This is a genomic window from Pseudomonas sp. GW821-FHT02H09 (genome assembly GCF_059421425.1).
Map to the genome: position 1 here is coordinate 1 of NZ_JBWKVA010000015.1, position 25,584 is coordinate 25,584.

Here is a 25,584-nt window from a genome sequence, read left to right on the forward strand (position 1 = left end):
GCATTCCCACGCGGGAGCGTGGGAACGATCAACCGATAAAAATAGCCGATGCCTTTTAAGGGCTTCGGCTTTTTTTTTGTCGATAAATCCTGCCGGCGTCCGGCATCCGTGCGGTTTTGTGCAAGTCAGCTTTCGTCTTTGGTAATTGGTGCCTTGCAGCCATCCCCCTATCTTGAGTTGGCGATAACACCCGGCAACGATCGGGTGTTGCTCAAGAGCTCTGTCCTACAAGAAGCGTTTTCGCTACCTGCCAATAAAAAACGAGCCTGGGAACAATCATGAAACTCTACGAACTTTTCGGTTACGACCGTCACGGTGCAATCAGCGAGCTCGACACGGCGCTCAACAAAGGAAAGCTCAACACCAAGGACGTCAGTTTTTCCGCGTTGGGGTTCAACGCACCGGCCTGGGTGGCCGCCTCGTCGATGTCGATCCTCTATTCGATCTCCGGTCACCAGGCACCCCTGGCGATCCTGATTGCGTTTTTCTTTCCCATGTTGGTGCTGGCCGTGTGCATGGTTTCGCTGACACGTCAGGCACCGTCGGCAGGGGGCATCTTCACCTTTTGCTCGCGTTTTCTGCACCCGGATATTGGTTGCATCCTGGGCTGGACCTATGCCGTTGCCTGCATCGCCGTCACGCCGATGTGTGCGTTGATTGGCTCCGAGTACCTCCAAGCGCTGATTCCTTCGCTCGCTGGCGAACTCAACGCGAAGATCATCGGTACGTTGTTGATCGTGACCTTCTTTGCTGTGTCGGTGCGCGGGGTCGGAGTGACCGCGAAGCTTGCCAGTACCTTTCTGGTTTTCGAAATAGCCGTGGTCGCCGGGCTCGGTTTCATGGGGCTCATCCATCCTCAGGTCGAGAACCTGTCGTTTGCCTCGATGTATTCGCTGCAAGGCGCCGGTGGTCTGGCGGCGATTGGCCCGGGAGTGCTGTTTGGTGTGTGGATGCTGGCGAACTTCGATTCGGCCATTAACTACATCGAAGAGGCGCGCGTACCGGTTCGCACCGTGCAGCGTTCACTGTTGATCGTGCTGACCTCGGCCTTCGTGATCTACAGTCTGGCGGCCATCGGCTGGCAATACGCGGTTCCGGTGGAGCAGTTGGCTGCCATTGTTGAAAACGGCAACGGCGGGCCGATCGCCGCTGTCGCCAATGTCTACCTGCCACCGGCCATGGCCTGGCTGGCGCTGTTCGTAGTGATTACCTCGGCGTGCGCCGGCTTGCAGATTTCTTCCAATTCGTCGGCGCGCACGCTGTATCGGATGAGTGAGGAGGGGCATCTGCCGGGTGCGTTTAGCGCTGTCAACCGCTTCAAGGCGCCGTGGTTCACCCTGGGGCTGGTGTCGCTCGCCGGCATTGCCTTGCTCTGGTGGAAACCGCTGGACAAGATCGTTTGGTATTACGACGTGGTCACCATCACCCTGGTGATGTCCTACATCTCGGCGCTGGCGGCCTTCATGGTCATGACCTGGAAACAACACAAGGCACTCACCGCAACACTACTGTCGATCCCCGCATTGCTGGCGCTCTTTGTACTCGCCTACATCGGTTACACCGCAGGCGCCAACCCGGTCTCCCCGGACGATCTCTATACCGCCTGGTATTTGGGAGCACTGTCGCTGGTGAGTGGCGCGCTGATCGTGCTCTCGGGTAAACGCCGCCGCAGAGGTGCCGGTGCGATGCCGGCGAAGGCGTGATACGTCCTGAACATCCCTTTTTTATCGTCAATTCATCTGCTGATACCCAGGAGTAATCTTGATGGCCAATGACTTTCCGCAACCTCTGGACGCCGCCGTCATCCCCCGTTTTGCAGGCATACCGAGCTTTATGCGCCTGCCGATATTCACCGATCCGGCAGACGTCCAGATCGCCTTGCTAGGTATCCCCTGGGATGGCGGCACCACCAACCGCGCAGGCGCCCGGCATGGTCCACGGGAGGTGCGCAACCAGTCGAGCATGATGCGCAAGGTTCACCACGTCAGCCATATAGCACCCTATGATCTGGTGCGGGTCGGCGACCTGGGCGACGCGCCGGTCAACCCAATTGATCTGCTCGATTCCCTCAAGCGAATTGAAGCGTTCTATCGGCAGGTCCATGAGGTCGGTACGGTGCCGCTGTCCGTCGGTGGCGATCATCTGGTGACGTTGCCGATTTTCCGCGCCATCGCCCGGGACCGGCCTATCGGCATGGTCCATTTCGATGCTCACTCCGACACCAATGACCGCTACTTCGGCGACAACCTCTACACCCATGGCACACCTTTTCGCCGTGCGATCGAGGAGGGGCTGCTGGACCCCAAGCGCACGGTACAGATTGGTATTCGCGGTTCGATCTATTCGGCAGAAGACGAAGACTTCGCCAAGGACTGCGGTATCCGGGTGATCCATATGGAGGAGTTCGCCGACATCGGCGTTGCCGCGACGATTGCCGAGACGCGACGCATCGTGGGCGACGAGCCGACCTACGTCACCTTCGATGTCGATGTCCTGGACCCGGCGTTTGCCCCGGGCACCGGCACACCCGAGATAGGCGGCATCACCACGTTGCAGGCGCAGCAACTGATCCGGGGCCTGCAAGGCCTGAACCTGGTCGGTGCCGATGTGGTGGAAGTGTCGCCGCCCTTTGATGTGGGCGGGGCCACGGCGCTGGTGGGCGCGACCATGATGTTCGAGTTGCTGTGCATTCTCGCCGACTCAATCAAGCGTCGCTCGTAGAAGGAATCCATTGATGACTGCCTGGCCTGAGAATAAACGTTTTGCTGTGACCTTGAGTTTTGACCTGGATGCAGAAAGCGCCTGGGAGCCATCCAGCCTCGACGGGCGCCGGCTCTCGCTGCTGTCGATGGGCGCCTATGGACGCCGCGTTGGCGTGCCGCGCCTGCTGGAATTGCTGGCCCGCTACGGCCTTCGGGCGCAGTTCTACATTCCCGCTCGCGTGGCCGAGATCGACCCGGAGGTGGTACGCCGCATCGCAGCTGCCGGCCACGGGATTGGTTGCCACGGTTACTTCCATGAGCGTGTCGATGAACAGACGCCCGAGCAGAATCTGCAGATTCTCAAGGACTCCAAGGCGCTGCTCGAAATCCTCCTGGATCGGCCGGTCACCCATTACCGCGCACCGTTGTGGGAGCTGACCCCGGACGTCGTTGACTCGCTCATTGCCCTGGGCTTTCACAGCGATAGCAGCTTGATGGGCGATGACCGGCCGTACCGCGTCGGCAGCGCTGAGAAGAGTCTGCTGGAGCTGCCCGTCAGTTGGTTGCTGGACGACTGGGAGCAGTTCGCCTATTCGGCAGAGCCTGCGCTGGGCAGTGTGATCGAAGACCCGGAAAAGGTCTTTCGACTCTGGTCGGCGGAGCTGGAAGGAATGCGTCACTACGGCAGCCATTTCATCCTGACCATGCACCCGCAATTGATCGGTCGCGCATCACGCATTGCGATGCTGGAGCGGCTGATCCAACAGATTCAACGCTATGACGATGTCTGGATCTGCACGCCTGACGATGTCTACTCACGCTGGCAGGCGGGCGACTTGACACTGCCGCTGCATCCTTACTGAGGACGGATCATGAACATACTGGTAACCGGGGCCAACGGATTTCTTGGCCAGGAAGTGGTGCGTCAGTTACTGGCTCAGGGTAACGAAGTGGTGGGCTACGACCGCAGCCTGGTGTGCGCCATCGAGCACGCTGCGTATCGTTACGTACAAGGTGATCTGGCTGACCTGGCGAGTTTGCTGGAGAGCTGCCGGAGCCGTCCGGTCAACGCGATCGTTCATACCGCGGCGATCTCGCACCCGGTGGACTCTCGGCGTATTCCCCTGCAAACGGTGCTGACCAATGCACTGGGCACCACCCATGTGTTTGAGTGCGCCCGGCTCAGCGGTATTTCTCGGGTGGTCAACCTCAGTTCCGAATGCGCCTACGGGCCCAACCGGGAAATGGATGTGGTCGATGAGCGCGCGCCCCTTGAACCGACCACGCCGTATGGCTGTACCAAGGTGTTCACCGAAAAGCTCGGTCAGGTTTACAGCGACCTGTACCAGGTCAGCGTGGTGTCTTTGCGACCGGGCTGGATCTATGGTCCTGGCCAGTTCATGCAGTGCTACCTCAAGAGCATGCTCAGAAGCGCGATCGATAACGAGCCGTGGCATGAGGAGGAGGGCGGCGATTACCGCTTTCAGTACGTGCACGTCGTGGATGTTGCCCACGCTTGTGTACTGGCGGCCACTGTTCAGGAAGAGCGGTTGCAACAACGGGTGTTCAATGTGACGGCTGGTGAGCAGGACAGTTACCGGGCGGTCGCGGCGCGGATTCGCAAGGTCTACCCCCATGCCCAGCTCAGCATCGGCCCCGGTACTTTGAGCGTACTGGATGAAAATGCGTGCTTCGACATTTCGGCGGCGGGCGAACAACTGGGCTACCGGCCCCGGTTCGACCTGCATGAAGGCATTGCCATGTATGCGCAGTGGCTGGAACAGCATCCTTACTAAATTCTCTGAAGGCTGAGGTCATTCATGAAAACCTATTTGGTAACCGGTGCTGCACAGGGCATCGGCCATGCGGTCGCGCTTGCTCTTGGCGAGCAAGGCAGTCTTGCCGTTCTCAATGATTTGCAGGAAAGCCCGGTGCTGCTGGCCTTGGCCGATGAGCTGCAGGCGCGGGGCGTGGAGGTGCGTCTTGCGCTGGGTGATGTCTCGGACCCCGCAACAGCAGAGCGTGCATTTGCCGGGCTGCAACGCCTGGATGTGCTGGTCAACAACGCGGGGTTCTTGCAGGAGGCGCCGCTGAGCGAACTCAGTGTCGAGGCCTGGGACCGGATGATCCGTGTTCATCTCTATGGGACGTTCCTTTTCTGCAAGCCGGCGGCGGCCCTGATGACCCGCCAGGGCAGCGGCACCATCGTCAATATTGCCTCTGACCTTGGGCAGCTCGGGTGCGCCAATCTCTGCCATTACTCGGCTGCAAAAGGTGGAATCATTGCGCTGACCAAGTCGTTGGCGCGAGAGTTGGCGGCCCATGGTATACGGGTAAACGGGGTTGCCCCCGGCGGCACGTTGACGCCGATGGTCGAACGCCTGGGCGAGGCTTATATTCGCGAAGAAGCGCTGCGTTACCCGATACTGCGACTGGGAACGGCACAGGAAATTGCCGCCGCGGTGATCTTCCTGGCCTCGGAGCAGGCCAGTTTCATGACCGGGCAGATACTGGGCGTCAATGGCGGCGGTGTAATGAACGGCTGATTGCGGTCGCAAGCAAACACACGAGGAGAGGGCGGCATGCTGGTGAATTTGACGGATGTGGATCTGCGCATGCTGCGGATCTTCTGTGCGATCGTGGATGCCGGTGGTTTTACGGCTGCACAGGTCCCGTTGAACACCAGTCTGTCGCGCCTCAGCGTGCTCGTTCGAGACCTTGAAGTCAGGCTCGGCTACTCGTTGTGCAAACGCGGGAAAAGCGGTTTCCAGTTGACCGAAGAAGGCGAAGAAACCTACGCGGCAGCCCAGGAGCTGTTCGCCAACATCGGACATTTCCGCCAGCGCACGGCGGTGCTCAGCGGGCGCCATCGGGAGTTGTTGCGCATCGGCACGGTCGACAGCCTGATCACCCTCGAGCACAGCCCTGTACCGGCGGCCATTGCCCAGTTACGTGCTGCGCAACCCGGTGTCCATATCGATTTGCAAGTCATGCGTCCCGACGAACTTGAACAGGCGGTCCTTGAAGAGCGCATCCAGGTCGCCGTCGGCGCTTTCCACCACCGATTGTCGGGGCTTCATTATCAGGCGCTGTTCGAAGAGGAGCAGCACCTGTATTGCGGCAACGGGCATCCGTTTTTCGAGCGCCCTGATCAGGACCTGACGTATGAAGAGTTAAGCGCAGCGGACTATGTCGACAGAGGCTATGTCGCCGAAAACAAACGACCGTGCGAGCTCAGGTTCGCCAGCGCGGTCAGCGCGTTTTCGATGGAGGCCATTGCGCTGCTGGTCTTTTCCGACACCTACATCGGTTACCTGCCCACCCACTACGCCGCGAGCTGGGTCGAGCGAGGCAGGCTTCGATCGATCATGCCGCAACGCTTGGCTTATCGTTCTGCCTTTCATTGCATTACCCGTCAAGGGGTAGAGCAAAAGAGTACGGTAAGCCGGTTTCTAGATAAGCTCACCGCTCATGCGAGGCTTCATCTGCCTTAGATTCCAAGGGGCAAAGCCGGCTGGAAGTCGGCGCAACATCCCTCGAAAACGCCAGGATTGAAACGACTGCCGGGCAAGAAGCACAGAGGCTGAACCTTGGGTGCTGCATTTGAAGCTTGAGACCGCATATGTCTGTCAGATCGGGGACGCGACAGACAGATCAGGAGTTGGAGTGATCGGCCGCCTTGGCTTTGCTTTGAGCTACAGCGGCTTCAGCCTTCTGTTTCTGTGCAACCTGGTAGGCTTCCATCGAGACTTTCCGGGCTTTCTCCATGCGTGCGATGGTCCGGTCACCACCGCCACCTGTGGCCATAGCCAGAGAAGAAACGGTCAGAGCGGCGACGACGAAGAGAGCTTTCATGGATTTCATTTGGGTATCCTCAAGTGAGATTGGGTTAACAGCTAACAGCGGGATTTATTGGCTAAAGCTGAACGTCCTTGTTCAACCTGGCTTCACCATCCAGCCAGGGCGGCGTTTCCTACTGTCCAGGTGCTTTGCTCCGTAGATTCTGCCGTGCTCTTGTTTTTGGCCCAGATGGTGAGCATCACCATCATCCCGAATCCACCGACGATGAGGACCGGATAGGCTGCCAGCAACTCCACCAACGAGTATTTCCAGGCCAACGGACGACCAACACCCAGCATTGCGGCATAGAACCACGACACGCCAGAGAACGCCCCCGAGAACAGCGCCAGCATGCGCAGGCTGAAGGAGAGCTTGAGCAACGAACCGGCTTTTTTCAGAGCAGGCAATACCGCGCTATGCAACACGACGCCATTAATGGTCAGCAGTACAACTATGCCGATCTTGGCTTGCAACTTTGGATTGAGGAAATACTCCATCCCCTTGCCGGCATAATCTATCCCGACAATACCAATGCCCGTAATCCAAAGAGCTACAAGGGCAAGCACTACGGTTTTTTGAAGACTTTCCATGTGCGCGTCATCATGGTGACCTGACGCATCCCCCTTCAGGAGTTGCTTGACCATTGCAATATCGCTGGTCAAAACAAGCCCGATTGCCACACAGCAGGCAATAAGGTGGGCATATACAACTCCCAAACGCAAAAACTCCACGGTCGACGAAGAAAGCATATTAAGCTCCATGGTTACCGGCTACCTCTTTGTTCTAGTAGTGAATCAGTACATGACTCTCAGTTGGACTTAACTGGAACTTACAGTTACTGACTGCAATTAAGATCCAGCAATTTCTATTAATTAGTCTTGCGGTATTACGCTGTCGAGATAAAAGTGAGCTTCGCGAATGAACTTCTAATCATTCGATTATCTCCATTTTCAGGTAATGAAAATCCCCATTCGCACTTAGTGCATATGTGGTTTAACTTCCGCTTCTGGGGCTAGGTGAGGATCAGAGCCTGTGTCACCTGCTGCGTATTCTGAACGAAAAAGTCCGAGTCCGTTCATTTTTTGATCAATTGTCCCGACAAACGGCAGTGAAATGGATAGCGGCACATTGCCAGTTTTGATGGCGCAGCCAGCACCATTACTGGGTTTCCGGCGAGTCGGGAGGCAGATGAGAGCCCCGCCGATTTTTTCGTCTTTTTTCCAAATTCCATGGGGGAAATCGGGGGGTATAACCTGGTCAGCCATAAAAAATCCCTTGGCCGGGTTAACAAACCAGGTCAAAGCACTGCCATTTTCCCCTCGAAAAAAGCACATTCGCGGCCATGCCATAGGGGAGTCCTCAGCTAAAAAATTGATTCCTCGGGGAATCGAGGGGAATCGAGGGGAAACGATCCTCAAGCCACCACATCAACTCCCACGTCCTGCGCAAATGAATGCCGCTTTGGTAAAACAATCGACAAATTGGGAGAACGCCCATGGATAAAGGACGAGTGGTCGAAACCGCTCAACCATGGGGGATCGCTGGGGCCTGCGGCGACTCAAGCAATAATGGAAAAGGGTCGTTCGTCCGGGTGGAGTGAACTTCACTTTCACCGCGTGTCACATCTAGTCCTTGTCAAGCGAACTTCAGCAGAGGTACAGCCTAATGAACATCGCCACAGCAGTAAGTGCCGTGATTTCCAGTCTTGCGCCAAGTGTATTCGACCAGAACGGCCTGCAAGAACCCGGCGCGCATGTCTCAGCCGTCGAATACCACTACGGGATGGACATCGATGTGAAACGGGTACTGCAGCGCACTGATACATCCGATAAGACCGGTGTGGTACCGGTAACCCTGGTCTACGAAGACAGCGAGGGCGAGGTGCACAAGATCCGTTTCCTCGAGTGGGGTGCAAGCCCGGCCAACCCCGCCAGTATTGCCTGATCCGCTCGCCGATAGGATTCTGGGCCTCGCCTGCGCGGCGCAGGCCGGAACCCCGACTATCTCCTGTCACAGCAACTCGTCCACGGTCGCGGCGCGGGTGTTCCGCGAGCAAGCCTGAAGGCGTTTCAACGCGCCCCGGCGACTTGCCAGGCCATTGATGCAGAGGAGCTGCGCTCAGCGCATGGACCTCTGAAACGGATTGCAAACCACGGTTTATATCCAGTCTCCCTCGGTCTTCCAGGCATGTTTGGCCAGGCCTCGTTCATGTGCACATTTTCCGCCATCGAGCCGGTCAGATGATTCCCTGATTTATTGACTGCCCCCAGCGCAGCGCCGAAAAGTAATTCCCCATTCCGCTCACATTTCCTGTCCCTCCGGAAAGCCGACCGGCAGTTCCTGGTCTATTCCATTGAAAAAACTCGTCTCGTTAAACCAGCCGATCGGGTGAGAGGCGATTCTCCAATGGGTCAGGTTGAAGTTTTTGCTCAACACGTGCCTTAGTCCTGATATTCGGTCGTTGACACTCGGGCTGACAGCACTAATCTTAATGTGTGGGAAGATTTCCCACGCAACGATGCCAACTGGCTCTGAAGGATCGTGCGAAAACCGCAGCTGCTCGTTAATGCTGCAGATGCATGGCCGCGCCGGTTGGCTGGCCGCTCCTATGGGCGGCTGCGAACTCACTGGTCATTGCGTTCGATACGCAGATGACGACGCAACTCCAAGCGGAGGTGCATCATGCTGCTCAAGAAATGTTTGTTGGCACTGGCAATTGGCGGGGTCCTGTCGGCATCGACTGTCCTGGTGCCCGATTACATCAGTAGTTTCTCCAGCGTGTATGCCAAAGATGGCGGTAGCGGAGGCGGTGGTGGTCACGGCGGCGGTGGCTCCGGAGGCGGTGGTCACGGCGGTGACGGCGGTGGCGGTCATGGTGCTGCAGGTCATGGAGCTGACGGTCATGGAGGCCCGGGGCGCGGCGACGCTGACCATGGTGGTATTGCCGGGAACAGAGGCCCAGGCAATGCGCATGACAACGACAACGATGCCGCAAATGCAGCCAGGGACGCTGCCAGAAACGATGCGGATGCAGCCAGAGATGCTGCCAGAGCTGATGCTGATGCAGCCCGGGATGCTGCAAAAGCTGCTGCAGATGCGGCCAGAGACGCCGCCAGAGCTGAGGCGGATGCAGCCAGGGACGCTGCAAAAGCTGCTGGCGTAGCGGGCGCGGATGCAGCCAGAGATGCTGCCAGGGCCGCGGCAGATGCAGCCAGGGACGCCGCCAAGGCAAACGCAGATGCAGCCAGAGATGCTGCCAGGGCTGCTGCAGATGCGGCCCGGGACGCTGCCAAAGTCGAGGCGAACGCAGCCAGAGAGGCTGCCAAAGTTGAGGCGAGGGCAGCCAGAGCGGATGTGGCCGACGCCCCAGATGCCCCGGACGCGCCGGATTTCGACGCGGTTGAGGTACAGAACTAGGCCTGCACGTTCCGTAATGAACACGGCAGGCAAACCCGTAGAAAACGTCCCGGGAGCTTGAGGGACGTATCGGCAATGAGTCGCAAGCCCTGAAACGTCGCGGGGTTTGCGACTTTTTTTTTCGAAATCTGTCGCACCGTCCGAAACACCGACGAAGATAGCGGCAGCGGGGATATTCGTTGGCGGCTGCACCGCCATCAAGAGGGTGGTCGCAGTCTGGTTGGCCCGCCCGATGGGCCCGGGCTATAGCATTTCAATGCCATCCGGGTCAGTCGAGTGGCAGCGATATCGTTAATCTCGTTCCTTTGTCCGGTGCGCTGTCGATCGTGAATTCCCCGTCCAGCATGCTGATGCGTTCCTTCATCCCCACCAACCCGAACGAGTTCAATTTTTTGCGATCCGTCATGCCTACGCCATTGTCTTTGATCTGCAGGTAAAGCCGGCGACCGTCCCTGTAGAGCTCGATATGCACCTGTGTCGCTTGCGCGTGCCGGGCAATGTTCGACAGCGACTCCTGCACGATGCGGAACAGAGTCGTGGCGGATTTTTCATTAAGATCGCAACGGAAATTCTGGTCTTTCATCGACATCACGCAATCGATCGCGCTGCGCTGCCGGAACTCTTCAAGTTGCCACTCGATCGCTGCCTGCAATCCCAGATCGAGTACGGGCGGCCGAAGATCATTGATGATACTGCGGACACTGCGGATGGCTGTATCGAGGTGATTCAGAGCATCGCTGGCCTTTTCGTTGAGCTTGGGGTGCATGGTACTGGTGCGCGCCTGCAACATGGAGACATCGATTCGCAACGCCAGCAGACTCTGTCCCAGCTCGTCATGGATATCGCGTGCGATCCGCTTTCGCTCTTCTTCCTTGATGTGCTCCTGATAGGAGGCCAGTTCACGCAGCAGCAGCTTCGATTGCAGCAATTCTTCGGCCTGCATCGTCAGTTTGCGCTGCAGGTAGAACAGGTCGACAAACACCCGGATCTTGGCGCGAAGAACCTCGGCCACAATCGGCGAGAAGATGTAATCCACTGCGCCGGACGTATAACCGCGGAAACGCTCGGAATCCGTATCGGCCTCAGCTGTGACGAAGATAATGGGCGTGTGGGCCGACTTCGGGCGGCCGTGAATGAGTGCCGCGGTTTCAAAACCGTCCATCACGGGCATTTTCACGTCGAGCAGAATGACTGCGAAGTCGCGCTGCAATAGCAGGCGCAGCGCCTCGAACCCGGAAGTCGCCGTGGCAATATCGAGGCCCATGTCGGCAATCACCGCGGCAAGCGCCGTAAGCTTGGCGGGGTTGTCATCCACCAGCAACACTGATGCTGGCACGCCATCAGGCGGGAGCGCTTGCCGCACCTGGGCTCTCTCTTTGAATACCGGGGGTTCCTGCTGCATATTTATGCCACTTCGGTTTGCGCTAGCGCATCTTGCCATAACGGCAGCACCGGTAAAATCGAGCGGGCCTTGCGCACATTGCCACCTTTGCTGTCGCGCAATGAGCGCGGTACAGAGTCATCGATAGAGCCATTTGCGCATCAGTGACAGCAGCTGGTCGGTATCCACCGGCTTGCTGACATAGTCCGATGCTCCTGCTTCGATGCACTTTTCACGGTCACCCATCATCGCCTTGGCCGTCAGCGCAATCATGGGCAGGGTTTCAAATCTTTTGAATGTACGGATCTGGCGCATGGTTTCAAAGCCATCCATCTCGGGCATCATGATGTCCATCAGCACGATGTCGGTATCGGGCTGCTGCTGCAGCAGTTCTATGGCGGTTCGGCCGTTTTCGGCCGTGGCCACCAGCATTTTGTTGGACTCAAGCACGCTGGTCAGGGCAAAAATATTGCGCACGTCATCGTCGACTACCAGGGCCTTTTTACCCTCCAGACTGTCCGAACCCTCATAGAGTTTTTCCAGCATCCTGCGCTGGGTCTGCGGCAGCTTGGCTACGACGCGGTGTAGAAACAGCGCGGTTTCGTCGAGTATGCGCTCGGGGGATTGAACTGCCTTGATGACGCCCTTGCCGAGCAGTGTCCTGAAACGCTCGTGTTCCGGCTTGGTCAGTGTTTCTGCACCATAGACGACGATCGGCAATTCACGCAATGCGTGGTCTTCCTGCAGCGCCTCGAGAAACCTGATACCGGATGCGTCGGGCAGTTTGAGATTGATTGCCATGCAGTCGTAGCGTTTCTTTGCCAGTTTCTTCAAGGCATCAGCGCCGCTGTCGGTCGTTGCGATCTTTACGTCGGTGTTGCCAAGTAGATCGAGGATGCGGGCGCGGTTCCCTTCGTCGCCGTCGATGAGCAGCAGACTCCTGGTCTTGCGCCGTGCGAATGCCACGATGCCGACCAGCGCATTTTGAATCTCGTCGGCTGTGACCGGCTTGAGCAGATAGTCGAAAGCGCCATAGCGCAGCCCGCGTGTGCGGTCGTCAGCGATCGAGATGATCTGGACCGGGATGTGACGCGTGGCGAAATTTCGCTTCAACTGCTCGAGTAGCAACCAGCCATCGATGTCCGTCAGGCCCGGGTCTAGCGTGATCGCGGCGGGTTTGAAGCGCTCGACAAGCTCCAGTGCATCCGCGCCACGGGTCGTGACGATAGCCCTGAACCCCTTCTGGCGCGCAGCCTCGAGCAGAATGCCGGCGAATCGGGCGTCGCCCTCGAGCATCAGCAGCACTTGGTCCCCGGGTTGGACAGATTCGCGGTCGTCCAGTATCTGTGCAGACGGACCTGACATGAGGTCGCGCTTGACTTGGCCAGGTACTGTCTCTGTCTCTGTCGCTGATTCGTCTAGCGTCTGACGCTGGGCATCCTGTGTACGCAAGGGCACGTACAGCGCGAAAGTACTGCCCTTGCCCTCACCGGGGATCAGCCGCAGCTCACCGCCCAGCCGGTGTGCGAGCTCGCGGCTGATCGACAGGCCGAGGCCGGTGCCGCCGTATTTTCGTGAGGTTCCGGTATCTGCTTGCTGGAACGCCTCGAAGATGAGCTTCTGCTTGCCGCCAGATACGCCAATGCCAGTGTCGGTGACCACGAAGGCGACCACAGTATCGGCGCGATTCAGTTCGCTGTGATCCACGCTCCAGCCGGACACAGCGGGCGCGATGCTGATCTTGACGCTGCCTTGCTCAGTGAACTTGAAGGCGTTGGACAGCAGGTTCTTGACCACCTGCAACAGGCGCTTTTCGTCGGTCCAGATGACGGGGGGCAGGGTAGGCGCCAGTTCAATCGTGAAGGTGAGGCCTCGGCTTTCGGCGACCGGCCGGAAGGTGCGTTCGATCTGGTCGTGCAGATTGGCGAACAGCGCTTCATTCAGATCCAGTGTGACCGTACCCGACTCGATCTTGGACAGATAGAGAATCTCGTCGATCAGCTCCAGCAGGTCTTTGCCCGCGCTACGGATGGTCTTGGCATATTCGACCTGCCTGGGAGTGAGATTGTGTTCCGCATTGTCGCTGAGCTGCTGGGCCAGGATCAGCAAGCTGTTCAATGGCGTTCTGAGCTCATGGGACATACTGGAGAGGAATTCGGACTTGTACTTCGAGGTCAGCATCAGCTGCTCCGCCTTCTCCTCCAGCGACAGCTTGGTGATTTCGACTTCGCGGTTCTTGCTCTCGACTTCGGCTTTCTGCTCCGCCAGCAGTCCAGCCTTGTCCTCCAGTTCCTCGTTGGTCTGTCTCAACTCTTCTTGTTGCCTTTGCAGCTCTTGCGCCAGCGATTGCGACTGCTTGAGCAGTTCTTCGGTACGCATATTGGCTTCGATCGTGTTGAGCACGATACCAATCGATTCAGCAAGCTGATCAAGGAAGGTTTGATGAATGATGCTGTAGCGCGTGAACGAAGCCATTTCGACGACGGCCTTGACCTTGTTCTCGAACAGGATCGGCAACACGATGATATTCAGCGGGGCGGCCGCACCCAGTCCCGATGAAATCGCGACGTAATTTCCGGGTACATCGGTCAGCAGGATGCGCCGCTTCTCGTAAGCGCATTGCCCGACCAGGCCCTCGCCGAGCCGCCACTCATCGTTCACATTGATGTTTCCCTTATACGCATAAGCCGACAGCAGTTTGAGTTTCGCAGGATCGGGCGGGCTCTCGTTCATCATGTAGAACACACCGTGCTGGGCGTTGATCAGCGGAGCCAGTTCTGACAGCACCATCTTGGAGACTGCCGCCAGATCGCGCTGGCCCTGCAGCAGGCGGGTAAATTTCGCGAGATTGGTCTTGAGCCAATCCTGTTCCGCGTTTTGCCGCGTGGTTTCCCGCAGGTTGCGGATCATTTCGTTGACGTTGTCCTTCAATTCCGCCACTTCACCCTTTGCTTCCACCTCCACGTAACGAGTCAGATCGCCCTTGGTCACGGCAGTCGCCACGTCGGCAATTGCGCGCACCTGATTGGTCAGGTTGGCCGCCAGACCGTTCACGTTGTCGGTCAGATCGCGCCAGGTGCCGGCAGCACCCGGCACGTTGGCCTGGCCGCCCAACTTGCCCTCGACGCCCACTTCACGCGCCACCGAGGTCACCTGATCGGAGAACAGCGCCAGCGTATCGGTCATACCATTGATGGTGTCGGCCAGTTCGGCGATCTCGCCCTTGGCTTCCAGTGTCAGTTTCTTCTTCATGTCGCCGTTGGCTACCGCGGTCACCACTTTCGCGATGCCTCGCACCTGGCTGGTCAGGTTGGCCGCCATGAAGTTCACGTTTTCGGTCAAATCCTTCCAGGTGCCAGATACGCCTTGCACCTGTGCCTGTCCCCCGAGCTTTCCTTCGGTGCCGACCTCGCGCGCCACCCGCGTCACTTCGGCGGCAAAGCTATTGAGCTGGTCCACCATTGTGTTGATGGTGTTCTTCAGCTCCATGATTTCGCCCTTGGCTTCCACGGTAATCTTGCGCCCCAGGTCGCCTTTGGCCACCGCCGTCGTCACGTCGGCGATGTTGCGGACCTGATTGGTCAGGTTGGCCGCCATGCTGTTGACCGAGTCGGTCAAATCTTTCCAGGTTCCACCGACGCCCGCCACCTTGGCCTGGCCACCGAGTTTGCCGTCAGTCCCCACTTCGCGTGCCATGCGCGTCACTTCGTCGGCAAAGGTCGAGAGCTGGTCCACCATTGTGTTAATGGTTTCCTTGAGTTGGAGAATTTCACCTTTCGCTTCGGCGGTGATCTTGCGCGACAGATCGCCGTTGGCCACCGCAGTGGTCACGTCGGCAATGTTGCGCACCTGGGTGGTCAGGTTGGCCGCCATGCCGTTGACCGAATTGGTCAAGTCCTTCCAGGTACCGGATACGCCGCTCACTTCGGCCTGTCCGCCCAGTTTGCCTTCGGTACCGACTTCCAGCGCGACGCGTGTCACCTCCGCGGCGAAGCTGGAGAGTTGGTCGACCATCGTGTTGATAGTGTTTTTCAGTTCGAGAATCTCGCCCTTGGCTTCAACCGTAATTTTCTTGCCGAGGTCGCCGCGCGCCACCGCCGTCGTCACCTGTGCGAGGTTGCGCACCTGGGTGGTCAGGTTGGCCGCCATGCCGTTGACCGATTCGGTCAGGTCGCGCCAGGTGCCTGATACGTCGCGCACTTCCGCCTGACCGCCCAACTTGCCTTCGGTACCGACTTCCAGCGCCACGCGGGTCACCTCCGCAGCGAAGCTCGAGAGCTGGCCGACCATCGTGTTGATGGTGTTTTTCAGCTCGAGAATCTCACCCCTGACTTCGACGGTAATCGTCTTGCCCAGATCGCCATTGGCCACCGCGGTGGTCACGTAAGCGATGTTGCGCATCTGGGTGGTCAGATTGGCGGCCATGTCGTTGACGGAGTCGGTCAGGTCTTTCCAAGTGCCGGACACTCCCTTGACATTGGCCTGCCCACCGAGAATCCCTTCAGTGCCGACTTCGCGGGCCACGCGGGTCACCTCGGAAGCGAAGGAGCCCAGTCGCGTCACCATGGTGTTCACGATCTGGGCGGATTTGAGGAACTGGCCCCGGAGTTTCAGGCCGTCGAGTACCGGCGGTACTTGCTGGCTCAGATTACCCTCGGCAACCGAACCGACAACGCGAATTATCTCGTTCATCGGGCTGATGAGGTCGCTGGTGAGCGCATTGCTCGAGTTGACGATCTTTTGCCATGAGCCTTTCATCATCGGCAATTCGATACGCTCATCGACCTTGCCCTGCTTGCCGATCAGTCGCGCCACGCGTTCGAATTCGGTGGTGGTGTCGGCTGCCATGTCGATGATCTCGTTGAGCGTGTCGGCGATCTTGCCCGGCATGCCGGTCCAGTCTTCCGGCATACGCGTGGTGAAGTCACCTTTGCGCAACGACTTCAGCGCTGCCAGCAATGTCTTCATGTCGAAAACTTCGATCGGTGTCGTCACTGTGGCCATGTCTCTGTCCGGTTAAAATTGATGCCACGCGCAAGGCATTAGCCATGGGCGCATGCAGACACACCTGAGAGCTTAGGCGCCAGAGGCCGGAAATGCCCCCGGACTGAATGCCCACACGGGTGTCGACTCCAGGATTGCCATTGCCGCAGGAGCCGGCTTTGCAGTATTTTCCATGCTGAAAACTGAGCGCTGGCTTACGAAATATTAGCAAGGTTGGCGCAATGCCCCAGATTCTGGGGAGATTGTCATCTTGCAGTGCAATCCCAGCCTGGCTGCCTGGCGGATGCCGATTGAATATGCCGGGTGGTAGTGGCCGACTGATGGCTTCCGGGGACAGGCCGTTCCAACCGACTGCACCGGCAGTCCGGAGAAGTGAGCGCTAACGCCTGAGGCAACAGTGCAAGTGCGCTACCTGCCTGCTAACGTCAAACTCTGCAGCAGATTCCATGGCTTGCCGGCCACTGGCCGCAGGGTTAGTGTGGGACTGCATGAACGCGCGCCACTGTGCCGGCGGGTTCAACATCATCTGTACATCGAGACACGATACGGCCAGGGCCTTGCGGGTGCGAATGGAAAATACGGATGACTGACCACAGAATCAGAGTCTTGCTGGTGGATGATCACAGCATCGTGCGTAACGGCGTGCGACGCATGCTGGAGACTGCCAACGAGATCGACGTAACGGGTGAAGCAGAGACGGCACAAGAAGCAATGCTCCTGGTCCGGGAGCAAGATTTCGACGTGGCGCTGGTAGATATTCAGCTGCCCGATAAGACCGGCCTCCAACTCCTCAAGCTCATGCGTGCGGAGAAGCCCAAGCTCGCCATTCTGATGTTGAGCATGCATTCGGTCGAGGCCTATGCGTTACGCGCAATCAAGCACGGCGCTGCGGGATACCTCACCAAGGATATTTCCGCAGCCACCCTGGTTGCGGCAGTTCGCAAGGTGGCCTCAGGCGGCAAGCACGTCAGTCCTGAACTGGCAGAAAAACTGGTCAACGCTATCGGCAGAGGCGACGCGGCACCCCACGAAGCGCTATCGGACCGGGAACTTGAAGTACTAAAGCTCCTCGCTTCAGGCGAGAGAATTGTCCGCATCGCTGAGATATTGCACTTAAGCCCGAGTACCGTCACGACGTACCGGGCACGCATCCTGGAAAAAACAGGGATCGACAGCAACGCAAAACTGGCCCGCTATGCACTCGAAAACGGCCTGTTAACTTAGAACGCCCTGCCATCCGACGCAGCCGAGCCACTCAATCGTTTTCGGCATCCTCCACTCTCTGCGGTAAACGCCTGGGCATCATTGAATCGTTCTGATTGAACTTCAGGTGCGGTTTAACGAACTGTGCAGCAATGATGCGCAGCACATGCCCGGCTTCGCCGAAGCGTCGCCCGATCCAGCCTGCTTGTAGTGGAATCACTACAAGTTCTTGGCCGATATCTCCACAAAGAACTCCTGCTAACGTCGATAGTGGGATTCGTTGCACTTAAGCATAGTTACCTCTCTGCAAGATTTCGTCCGCTGAATGGAGTTGTCTTCGTCAGCGTCTTGTACAGCTATGTCAAAAAAGAGAGGTCAAATCATGCAGGTCACCAACACAAAACCATTGACTGCACTGATGCCAGCCAGAGATTCAGGCCCCTTGCGCCTGTTTGTCGTTGAGGATTCGAACGTCGTGCGAGCGTTGTGGCACACGGTGTCGCCGCGGATCGCGGGCCTGTCACTTGCCGGGGCGTTCCACTGCGCATCGACCGCTATCGCCGCCATCCGGCATGAACCACCCGATGTCGTCTTACTGGACGTCAACCTCAGCGACGGTAATGGCATGGAAGTATTGCGTGTGGTCGCAGCCGAGTATCCGCTGACAAAAGTCATAGTGGCCAGCAATTGTGCTGATCCGACACATTGGAGGTACTTCACAAAAGCGGGAGCCTACGCCTCCTACGACAAGATCCATGAACTTGCCGCCATGCGCCGCATGTTGGAGCGTTTAGCCAAGTCCCTGTTACCAGAAGCTTTGTCCTGCTGGCAACCATCACCAAATGGGAGCAGTACCCCATGGAACCAATCAGCAAAGAACACGACTTTCTAGCCATACTGCAGCACGTCATGTCACATGGCGTCATCACCTTGCTCGCAATGGCTATGGCGTTTGCCACGCCGGATGCCGCACGGTACATCCTCTATGTATGGTGGCCACGCGTGGAGTTGAACTCGAATCTGCTGCTTGCGACAGAAATCGTGCTGGCCTCAACCTTGATGGTTCTGTTCTATCTGTGCAAACGCGCATGGGGCAACCACCATCGTCTGACAAGCGCGAAGATGGCCTCCCTGCTCTTTGCGAGACATCCTCGCATGGGATGGCTTTCGACCCTTCACGAACGGAATCTGGTCCGCTCTTTACCGGCGGCGCGTCACGCCTCCATCCTTTCGCTCACGGGGTACGAAACCCTGATTGCGCCAGATAGCGTGTTGAAAGACGTCTTCACGACGGCGTATGAAATCCGCGTCATGCTGCTCAATCCGCTTGGCGTAGCAGCGCGCAAGCGAGTCGACTCACTTCCAGAAGAAATTACGACCTCGACCTTTCAAGAGGAACTTGCCGCCAGCATTGCGTTCCTTAATGAGTGCCGCAGACGCGGCAAGAAAGTTTCGCTGAAGTTCTACGACCACGACCCGTTCTGGAAGGTTGTCGTCCTCGACGACCGTGTCTGGGTCCAGCATTGCCATAGTGGTCGTGAAATGAAGGACCAGCCTGAGTACGTGTTCGGGCTGCAATACGCTGAACCGGGCCAGGGACTGTTTGTGCCGTTTTATACCTACTTTCTCCACGAGTGGAATAAGGCAGGCCACTGGGAATATGACTTCGACGCCGCCGAACTGGTCCAGCGGGATGCGACCACTGGCAACGAGACCGGGCGTGCTCCGCTCGGACTCCCCGTCTATGGTCCTGCATCGCCGTCCCTGGCAGCCGCTCGAACCTTCTCACCTGTTTCAGAATATGCATGAGAGCAAATTGCACGAGTCAGAAAAGACTCTGGAATCGATATTCGTAAGTTGAGCGCGGAGTGCGCGCTGTATTCATGTTGAATCAATGTTCAAACTGGAGGACATCATGATGATAGGTTATTGGTTGTGCGCGTTGCTGTGGGGTGTGGTGCTGCTGGAGGAGATCCAATGCATGCCCCTTCAAGAATGGAAAGACGAGGGTCTGAAAAAGGTTCTGTTGCTGCGCCGGACTAGAACCCGGACCGGCTACTTTATTGCGTTGATCGCGGGCGCCTTGTGCCTTTATAGCGAAATCCTGGTGGCGCCGGTCGATCAGCGCATTTTCAATCCGGAGCTAATACTTGCCCTATGTGGTGTTCTTTGGGGTTCTTATCTTTCCGTAGTCTGCATGAAGGGGAAGCGATAGATGCCCATCTCCATGACTACTGCGGGTAATTGATATTTCACTATCGTCGGCTGGCAAGGAAATTCCCCCGGTCAGGCGCTCAACTCAGCATCTGAACAGCCGCAGCCGCAGCCTCGCTGGCAGCGGCTCGCCTTTGGTCATGGAGCCGGACACCGCAAACCGTGTTGACGGAAAGGCTCAGGGCGTGATGGACGTTAACGATGACACGTGTTTGCTGGATAAACGCGTCGCCCTCAGGTCCATCGTCGGAGCGCCGCCCGGAGCAATCAAGCGTCGACCGGCTGCTCCTACACATACCCTTAACTGACTGGCATTGGGCCCTGAGGGCCTTTTTCATTGTCGCGAAAAACATTTTTAGATGCCTCTCAGCAGTCGAGCCATTTCGTCAAATACCGGGAACGGCGCTGAGCAACTTTTTCACTTCGGCCATTGCTGGCGCATGGGCACCTGCATAACAACAAGATACAGATGCACAAGCGGCTGAAAAACGAAGGCGTTCTTGCAGATCGGAGATCCCAAGCAAGTCTGCGGCGAGCCAACCGGCCATAGAAGCATCTCCGGCCCCGACTGTATCTGCGACGTCTACAACGTAAGCGGACTGTTCGTAGTAGCCATCGGAGGTGTACAGCGCCATGCCGCATTCACCGCGCGTTAACAGGATTTGAGCGTGCGAGTTGATGGCACGAATCTCATTGATTGCCTGGGTTTCGGTCAACCCTGGATAGATATGCCGAATGTCTTCGTCCGAGAGCTTGATCATGTCGGCAAGGGCGGTCACTGATGGGAAAGTTTGCTCTCGGTATTGTCTGTCCATCAGGTTACGCCAGTTCGGGTCAAAACTGATCCGTTTGCCTTCCCGTTTCGCCAGTTGTGCCACTCTTACCAACGTGTCTGCCAATGGTTGGCGGGCCAGGCTAATGCAACTGAAATGACAGACTTCAGCGTGCAAAATCCAATCGTTCGGTAGCTGTTCGGGATCGAAAGACAAATCGGCGTTTCCAGCAAAAAAATACCTTGGCGGACGACTAGAGGGAACGATGGCAACCAGCGGATCGCGCTCTGTTCGTTGGATAAACCGCATATCCAGTCCTGCCGCAGCCGATTTCTGGACAATCTCATCGCCCAGAGAATCGGTGCTCACCGATCCGGCGAATGCCGTGCTGACTCCCAAGCGACTCAGCGCTCGTGCGACATTCCATGGCGCACCGCCCGGATACCCTTGCCATTGTCCAGGATGACCCTGTACCAGGTCGGTCAGGGCTTCGCCAAATACGACTGCGCGAGGCAACACCATTGTGATTTCCTTCTTGTTGTGGGATGCGGATGACTAACCCGCATCGGTCAGGCGTTCATTACTTAATGGGCTTTTGTGTGCGCCAGGACAGCCTGGAGACCGTTGCGATTGAACAGGTTCATCGCCGTTCCGCGACGATATTCACTCGGTGTCTGTTCCATTTCGATACGGAAGTGTCTGTTGAAGTTGGAAAGGTTTTCATAGCCAACCTCAAAACAGATGTCTGCCACGGACATCTCTGTTTGCAACAATAGTCGGCATGCGCGCTGAACCCTGAGTTTACGCATCAGATCAATGAAGCCATGGCCGGTTACCCGCTTGAAGAAGCGCGAAAAGCCGGGCTCGCTCATTTCCAATTGCCGAGCAATCACCGACAGGCGAATGTCGCCAGTGAGCTCAGTCAACAAATAGTCAAAGGCCTTATGGATGCGTTCAGAACTTCGGTCGTCCAGGGTCGGCGCGTAGCAAGCGCTGGCCAGCGTATGAGCGTCTTGGGTTGGCGCTTTCATTAGTACGTTGATCAACTGCAGAAAAAGAATAAGGCGTTCAAGTCCTTGCGCAGGGCCGATATCTTCCATCAATCGAGCCGCCTGTACTGCGGTTGCTCCGGTGAACTCCAAGCCACGGCGTGCACGTTCAAAAAGGTGCTGAAGCTCGCCTAACTCGGGCATTGTGCTGCGCAACGCCAGAATGGCTGCACCATCAAATTGCAGCACAACGTCGCGCCCCTTCAAGAACTCACCCGGTCTCAGATCGCCTATCCAATCATGGGGAAGGTCAGGGCCGATAAGTGCTACGTGGCCGGTGCCGAATGCGCCAATGTAATCACCAGCAACGAGCTTGCCGCTGCCTTGGCGGATCAGATGAATTTCGAATTCTGGATGGTGATTCCAGCGAGCAAGGGAGTAGGGGTAGTCGTGCTCATACCAGCGAAAGCAATGATCGGGCTCGGGAAGGATGACTTCCAGTTCGGCGGGGCGCTGTTCGAAAAGCGCTGTTCGGCTATCAGTCATGGCAGACCCCGGATTGGTTATTTCTTGTTTGTATGCGAGCAACATACGCCCTGTGCGCAGGCGCTTGCTAGTTCAAGATTACGTATCACTGATACTTTTTTGATTCGCAGAAGGCTTCGCTGGCCAGGTTAAAAAAGTATCAGTTGGCCGTCCGTTGCGCGTTTGTCGTGGCTATTTCAAGGTGCTGTAATCAAATCGTCCCCCATTGCTGAAAAGCTGTAATTGCCCAGCGGTGGTTAACAACAAAAATAATAGCTCCCGTCGTCCAAGGCGCGGAGCGGAGAGCACTACGATGAAAATCCCGAAAGCGCTTTTCCTTTCCGCTGGCCTGTCCTTCGCCCTCGTCAGTCAAGCCGCCGAAACAGTGACCATTGCCACTGTGAACAATGGCGACATGATCCGCATGCAGCGACTCTCCAAAATTTTTGAACAGCAGCATCCCGATGTGAAGCTCAATTGGGTGGTACTGGAAGAAAACGTTCTGCGTCAGCGCCTGACCACCGATATCGCCACACAAGGCGGCCAATTCGATGTGCTGACCATTGGCACTTATGAAACGCCCTTGTGGGGCGCCAAAAGCTGGCTTGAACCGATCACGGCGTTGCCACCGGAGTACGACCTGGAAGACATCTTTCCTTCAGTCCGCCAGGGGTTGTCGGTCAACAATACGCTCTACGCATTGCCATTCTATGGCGAAAGCACGATCACCTATTACCGTACTGATCTGTTCAAGCAAGCAGGTCTTAGCATGCCGGAGCACCCGACCTGGACGCAGCTCGGCGAATTTGCGTCCAAACTCCATGAGCCTGACAAGGGGCAGTATGGAATGTGTCTGCGCGGCAAGGCAGGGTGGGGTGAAAACATCGCTCTAATGAGCACCATGGCAAATGCGTTTGGTGCCCGTTGGTTCGATGAAAAATGGCAGCCGGAGCTAAGCAGCCCTGAGTGGACAGCGGCGGCACATTTCTACGTTGATACCCTCAAGAAGTATGGGCCGCCAGGCGTGTCTAGCAATGGTTTCAACGAAACCCTCGCACTGTTTAACAGCGGTAAGTGCGCCATCTGGGTGGATGCCAGCGTCGCGGGCTCGTTCACCACGGACAAGGAGCAGAGCAAGGTCGTCGACAGTGTGGGCTTTGCTCCTGCACCTACGGAGGTAACCGATAAAGGTTCGTCGTGGCTGTATGCGTGGTCTCTGGCGATACCGGCAACCTCCAAACACAAAGACACCGCAAAGGCCTTTATTACCTGGGCGACGTCGAAAGAATACATTCAATTGGTCGCTGAAAAAGATGGAATCACCAATGTGCCGCCCGGCACTCGGCAGTCCACTTACAACGAGGCCTATCTGCAGGCAGCGCCTTTCGCAAAAGTTACGTTGCAGATGATGCAGCACGCCGATCCTGCACACCCTTCGATCAAACCTGTTCCTTACGTTGGAATCCAGTACGTCACCATTCCCGAGTTCCAGGCGATTGGGACTTCCGTAGGGAAGTTGTTTTCGGCGGCTCTCACTGGACAGATGTCGGTTGATCAAGCACTCGCTGCCGCGCAAACCTCAACTGAACGCGAGATGAAACGCGCCGGTTATCCCAAATAACCCGGAGCCCCCTGTGGGATCGCCGCACCGTCGCTCCCACATTTGATCTTCATCTGCCTGTCACCAATCGGTTGTGATCACCATGAATACTTCGACGCTCAAAGCACATATGGATATTCCCCAGCCGGTTCGCAAAAGCCGTCTGAGCAATCCCGGCTGGTTTCTGGTCAGCCCTTCGGTGGCGCTGTTACTGCTGTGGATGATCGTGCCGCTGGGCATGACCCTGTACTTTTCGCTGATCCGCTACAGCCTGCTCTACCCTGGTGAAAACCAGTTCGTGGGGCTGGAGAACTTCACCTACTTCCTGAGCGATTCGGGCTTCCTGCCCGGTGCCACTAACACCCTGTTGCTGGTCGGCAGCGTGCTGCTGATCAGCGTGGTGCTGGGGGTGTTGATCAGTGCCTTGCTGGAGGCCAGCGAGTTTCTCGGGCGCGGCATCGTCCGCGTACTGCTGATCTCACCGTTTTTCATCATGCCCACCGTGGGTGCGTTGATCTGGAAGAACCTGATTTTCCATCCGGTGTCGGGGATTCTCGCCTACGTCTGGAGGCTGTTCGGCGCGCAACCGGTGGACTGGCTGGCGCATTACCCGCTGCTGTCGATCATCATCATTGTCTCGTGGCAATGGCTGCCCTTCGCGATCCTGATCCTGATGACCGCCATGCAGTCCCTCGACCAGGAACAGAAAGAAGCCGCGCGCCTGGACGGTGCCGGGCCGATCGCGATTTTCTGGCACCTGACCCTGCCGCACCTGGCGCGGCCGATTGCGGTGGTGGTGATGATCGAAACCATCTTCCTGCTCTCGGTGTTCGCCGAAATCTTCACCACCACCAACGGCGGCCCCGGCTATGCCTCGACCAACCTCGCCTACCTGATCTACAACCAGGCGCTGGTGCAGTTCGATGTCGGCATGGCGTCGGCCGGCGGCTTGATCGCGGTGGTGATTGCCAATATCGCGGCGATCATGCTGGTCCGGATGATCGGCAAAAACCTGACTGACAAGCCTTGAGGCCTGCACCATGACCCTTCAACAATCCCGTCGTCTGCAAAGCCTGCTGCTGGGCACTCTGGCCTGGGCCATCGCGATCCTGATTTTCTTCCCGATTTTCTGGATGGTGCTGACCAGTTTCAAAACCGAAATCGACGCCTTCGCCACGCCGCCGCAGTTCCTCTTCACCCCGACGCTGGAGAACTACCTGCACATCAACGAGCGTAGCGACTACTTCAGTTTCGCCTGGAACTCCGTGGTGATTTCCTTCAGTGCCACGGCCCTGTGCCTGCTGATTGCGGTGCCGGCGGCTTACTCCATGGCGTTCTACGAAACCCAACGCACCAAAGGCACGTTGCTGTGGATGCTCTCGACCAAGATGCTGCCGCCGGTGGGCGTGCTGATGCCGATCTACCTGCTGGCCAAGAGTTTCGGCCTGCTCGACACGCGCATCGCGCTGATCGTGATCTACACGCTGATCAACCTGCCGATCGTGGTCTGGATGATTTACACCTACTTCAAGGACATTCCTAAAGACATCCTCGAAGCCGCGCGACTGGACGGCGCCACGCTCGCTCAGGAAATGCTTCGGGTGCTGCTGCCGATTGCCAAGGGCGGCCTGGCGTCCACCGTGCTGCTGTCGCTGATCCTGTGCTGGAACGAAGCGTTCTGGTCGCTGAACCTCACCTCGTCGAAAGCCGCGCCGCTGACCGCGTTGATCGCCTCCTATTCAAGCCCCGAAGGGTTGTTCTGGGCCAAGTTGTCGGCGGTGTCGACGCTGGCCTGCGCGCCGATCCTGATCTTCGGCTGGATCAGTCAGAAACAGCTGGTGCGCGGCCTGTCGTTCGGCGCCGTCAAATAACCAAGAGATTTTTGCGAGCGCGAATTGAAGGTTCGTGCGAACTGAAACTAACAAATCGGAGATTC

Annotated in this window: 24 protein-coding genes; 15 read left to right on the forward strand and 9 right to left on the reverse strand. The window is 57.4% G+C overall.

Translation table 11 applies throughout. The annotated features are described in order from the left end of the window. Positions 1-278: 278 nt before the first annotated feature. From AC07VR_RS19665 to AC07VR_RS19690, 6 genes are all read left to right on the forward strand, one after another. Complete coding sequence (locus AC07VR_RS19665) at positions 279-1,703, forward strand: APC family permease (RefSeq protein WP_494991712.1); 1,425 nt, start codon at positions 279-281, stop codon at positions 1,701-1,703. 61 nt (positions 1,704-1,764) lie between these two features. Continuing rightward, the gene (gene speB / locus AC07VR_RS19670; protein WP_495012252.1) at positions 1,765-2,721 is read left to right on the forward strand and encodes an agmatinase; all 957 of its coding nucleotides are present in this window, start codon (positions 1,765-1,767) and stop codon (positions 2,719-2,721) included. 13 nt (positions 2,722-2,734) lie between these two features. Continuing rightward, positions 2,735-3,565 (forward strand): polysaccharide deacetylase family protein, encoded by an 831-nt coding sequence (locus AC07VR_RS19675; protein ID WP_495012253.1) that lies wholly within the window; start codon positions 2,735-2,737, stop codon positions 3,563-3,565. Between the two features lie 9 nt (positions 3,566-3,574). After that, positions 3,575-4,498, forward strand: coding sequence for an NAD-dependent epimerase/dehydratase family protein (locus AC07VR_RS19680; RefSeq protein WP_495012254.1), 924 nt, complete (start codon positions 3,575-3,577; stop codon positions 4,496-4,498). A gap of 24 nt (positions 4,499-4,522) precedes the next feature. Continuing rightward, the gene (locus AC07VR_RS19685; RefSeq protein ID WP_495012255.1) at positions 4,523-5,248 is read left to right on the forward strand and encodes an SDR family NAD(P)-dependent oxidoreductase; all 726 of its coding nucleotides are present in this window, start codon (positions 4,523-4,525) and stop codon (positions 5,246-5,248) included. A gap of 36 nt (positions 5,249-5,284) precedes the next feature. Further along, positions 5,285-6,196: a LysR family transcriptional regulator gene (locus AC07VR_RS19690; RefSeq protein ID WP_495012256.1), complete on the forward strand. Its 912-nt coding sequence runs from the start codon at positions 5,285-5,287 to the stop codon at positions 6,194-6,196. A 160-nt stretch (positions 6,197-6,356) separates the two neighbouring features. Here the strand turns inward: AC07VR_RS19690 and AC07VR_RS19695 are convergent, their stop codons facing one another. From AC07VR_RS19695 to AC07VR_RS19705, 3 genes are all read right to left on the reverse strand, one after another. Next, positions 6,357-6,566 (reverse strand): co-regulatory protein PtrA N-terminal domain-containing protein, encoded by a 210-nt coding sequence (locus AC07VR_RS19695; protein ID WP_494991706.1) that lies wholly within the window; start codon positions 6,564-6,566, stop codon positions 6,357-6,359. An 83-nt stretch (positions 6,567-6,649) separates the two neighbouring features. Continuing rightward, positions 6,650-7,303, reverse strand: a complete 654-nt coding sequence (locus AC07VR_RS19700) for a hypothetical protein (RefSeq protein WP_494991705.1) — start codon at positions 7,301-7,303, stop codon at positions 6,650-6,652. A gap of 216 nt (positions 7,304-7,519) precedes the next feature. Then, the gene (locus AC07VR_RS19705) at positions 7,520-7,891 is read right to left on the reverse strand and encodes a hypothetical protein (protein ID WP_495012257.1); all 372 of its coding nucleotides are present in this window, start codon (positions 7,889-7,891) and stop codon (positions 7,520-7,522) included. A 316-nt stretch (positions 7,892-8,207) separates the two neighbouring features. On the opposite strand from AC07VR_RS19705, the gene AC07VR_RS19710 reads away from it, so the two are divergent. Then, positions 8,208-8,486, forward strand: a complete 279-nt coding sequence (locus AC07VR_RS19710) for a DUF2790 domain-containing protein (RefSeq protein ID WP_495012258.1) — start codon at positions 8,208-8,210, stop codon at positions 8,484-8,486. Positions 8,487-8,843: 357 nt separating this feature from the next. Here the strand turns inward: AC07VR_RS19710 and AC07VR_RS19715 are convergent, their stop codons facing one another. Next, positions 8,844-8,978, reverse strand: coding sequence for a hypothetical protein (locus AC07VR_RS19715; RefSeq protein ID WP_495012259.1), 135 nt, complete (start codon positions 8,976-8,978; stop codon positions 8,844-8,846). Positions 8,979-9,333: 355 nt separating this feature from the next. Here AC07VR_RS19715 and AC07VR_RS19720 point away from each other — a divergent pair, with 355 nt between their 5' ends. Beyond that, positions 9,334-9,705, forward strand: a complete 372-nt coding sequence (locus tag AC07VR_RS19720; protein ID WP_495012260.1) for a hypothetical protein — start codon at positions 9,334-9,336, stop codon at positions 9,703-9,705. Positions 9,706-10,227: 522 nt separating this feature from the next. Here the strand turns inward: AC07VR_RS19720 and AC07VR_RS19725 are convergent. Both AC07VR_RS19725 and AC07VR_RS19730 read right to left on the reverse strand, forming a co-directional pair. After that, positions 10,228-11,361, reverse strand: coding sequence for an ATP-binding response regulator (locus AC07VR_RS19725; RefSeq protein ID WP_494991702.1), 1,134 nt, complete (start codon positions 11,359-11,361; stop codon positions 10,228-10,230). A 117-nt stretch (positions 11,362-11,478) separates the two neighbouring features. Further along, a complete protein-coding gene (locus tag AC07VR_RS19730) occupies positions 11,479-16,344 on the reverse strand; it encodes a response regulator (RefSeq protein WP_495012261.1) in 4,866 nt (1,621 codons plus the stop codon). A 582-nt stretch (positions 16,345-16,926) separates the two neighbouring features. Between AC07VR_RS19730 and AC07VR_RS19735 the strand changes: the two genes are divergently transcribed. Next, positions 16,927-17,568 (forward strand): response regulator, encoded by a 642-nt coding sequence (locus AC07VR_RS19735; RefSeq protein ID WP_495012262.1) that lies wholly within the window; start codon positions 16,927-16,929, stop codon positions 17,566-17,568. Between the two features lie 31 nt (positions 17,569-17,599). Here AC07VR_RS19735 and AC07VR_RS19740 read toward each other — a convergent pair whose 3' ends face one another. Continuing rightward, positions 17,600-17,767: a hypothetical protein gene (locus AC07VR_RS19740; protein ID WP_495012263.1), complete on the reverse strand. Its 168-nt coding sequence runs from the start codon at positions 17,765-17,767 to the stop codon at positions 17,600-17,602. Positions 17,768-17,929: 162 nt separating this feature from the next. Between AC07VR_RS19740 and AC07VR_RS19745 the strand changes: the two genes are divergently transcribed. The 3 genes from AC07VR_RS19745 to AC07VR_RS19755 all read left to right on the forward strand — a co-directional run bounded on the left by AC07VR_RS19745 (position 17,930) and on the right by AC07VR_RS19755 (position 19,762). After that, the gene (locus AC07VR_RS19745) at positions 17,930-18,439 is read left to right on the forward strand and encodes a response regulator (RefSeq protein ID WP_495012264.1); all 510 of its coding nucleotides are present in this window, start codon (positions 17,930-17,932) and stop codon (positions 18,437-18,439) included. Beyond that, the gene (locus AC07VR_RS19750; RefSeq protein WP_495012265.1) at positions 18,406-19,356 is read left to right on the forward strand and encodes a hypothetical protein; all 951 of its coding nucleotides are present in this window, start codon (positions 18,406-18,408) and stop codon (positions 19,354-19,356) included. Before AC07VR_RS19745 ends, AC07VR_RS19750 begins: the two co-directional genes overlap by 34 nt. A gap of 106 nt (positions 19,357-19,462) precedes the next feature. Beyond that, a complete protein-coding gene (locus tag AC07VR_RS19755) occupies positions 19,463-19,762 on the forward strand; it encodes a hypothetical protein (RefSeq protein ID WP_495012359.1) in 300 nt (99 codons plus the stop codon). 385 nt (positions 19,763-20,147) lie between these two features. Here AC07VR_RS19755 and AC07VR_RS19760 read toward each other — a convergent pair whose 3' ends face one another. Together AC07VR_RS19760 and AC07VR_RS19765 are read right to left on the reverse strand one after the other, a co-directional pair. After that, positions 20,148-21,056 (reverse strand): carbohydrate kinase family protein, encoded by a 909-nt coding sequence (locus AC07VR_RS19760; protein WP_495012266.1) that lies wholly within the window; start codon positions 21,054-21,056, stop codon positions 20,148-20,150. A gap of 62 nt (positions 21,057-21,118) precedes the next feature. After that, entirely contained in the window at positions 21,119-22,069 is a 951-nt protein-coding gene (locus AC07VR_RS19765) for a cupin domain-containing protein (RefSeq protein ID WP_495012267.1), read from the reverse strand. A 292-nt stretch (positions 22,070-22,361) separates the two neighbouring features. On the opposite strand from AC07VR_RS19765, the gene AC07VR_RS19770 reads away from it, so the two are divergent. From AC07VR_RS19770 to AC07VR_RS19780, 3 genes are all read left to right on the forward strand, one after another. Then, a complete protein-coding gene (locus AC07VR_RS19770) occupies positions 22,362-23,669 on the forward strand; it encodes an ABC transporter substrate-binding protein (protein WP_494991694.1) in 1,308 nt (435 codons plus the stop codon). Between the two features lie 82 nt (positions 23,670-23,751). Then, positions 23,752-24,678 carry a carbohydrate ABC transporter permease gene (locus AC07VR_RS19775; protein ID WP_495012268.1) on the forward strand — a complete coding sequence of 309 codons (927 nt, stop codon included), beginning with the start codon at positions 23,752-23,754 and terminating at the stop codon, positions 24,676-24,678. Positions 24,679-24,688: 10 nt separating this feature from the next. After that, a complete protein-coding gene (locus tag AC07VR_RS19780) occupies positions 24,689-25,519 on the forward strand; it encodes a carbohydrate ABC transporter permease (protein WP_494995305.1) in 831 nt (276 codons plus the stop codon). Positions 25,520-25,584 lie beyond the last annotated feature (65 nt).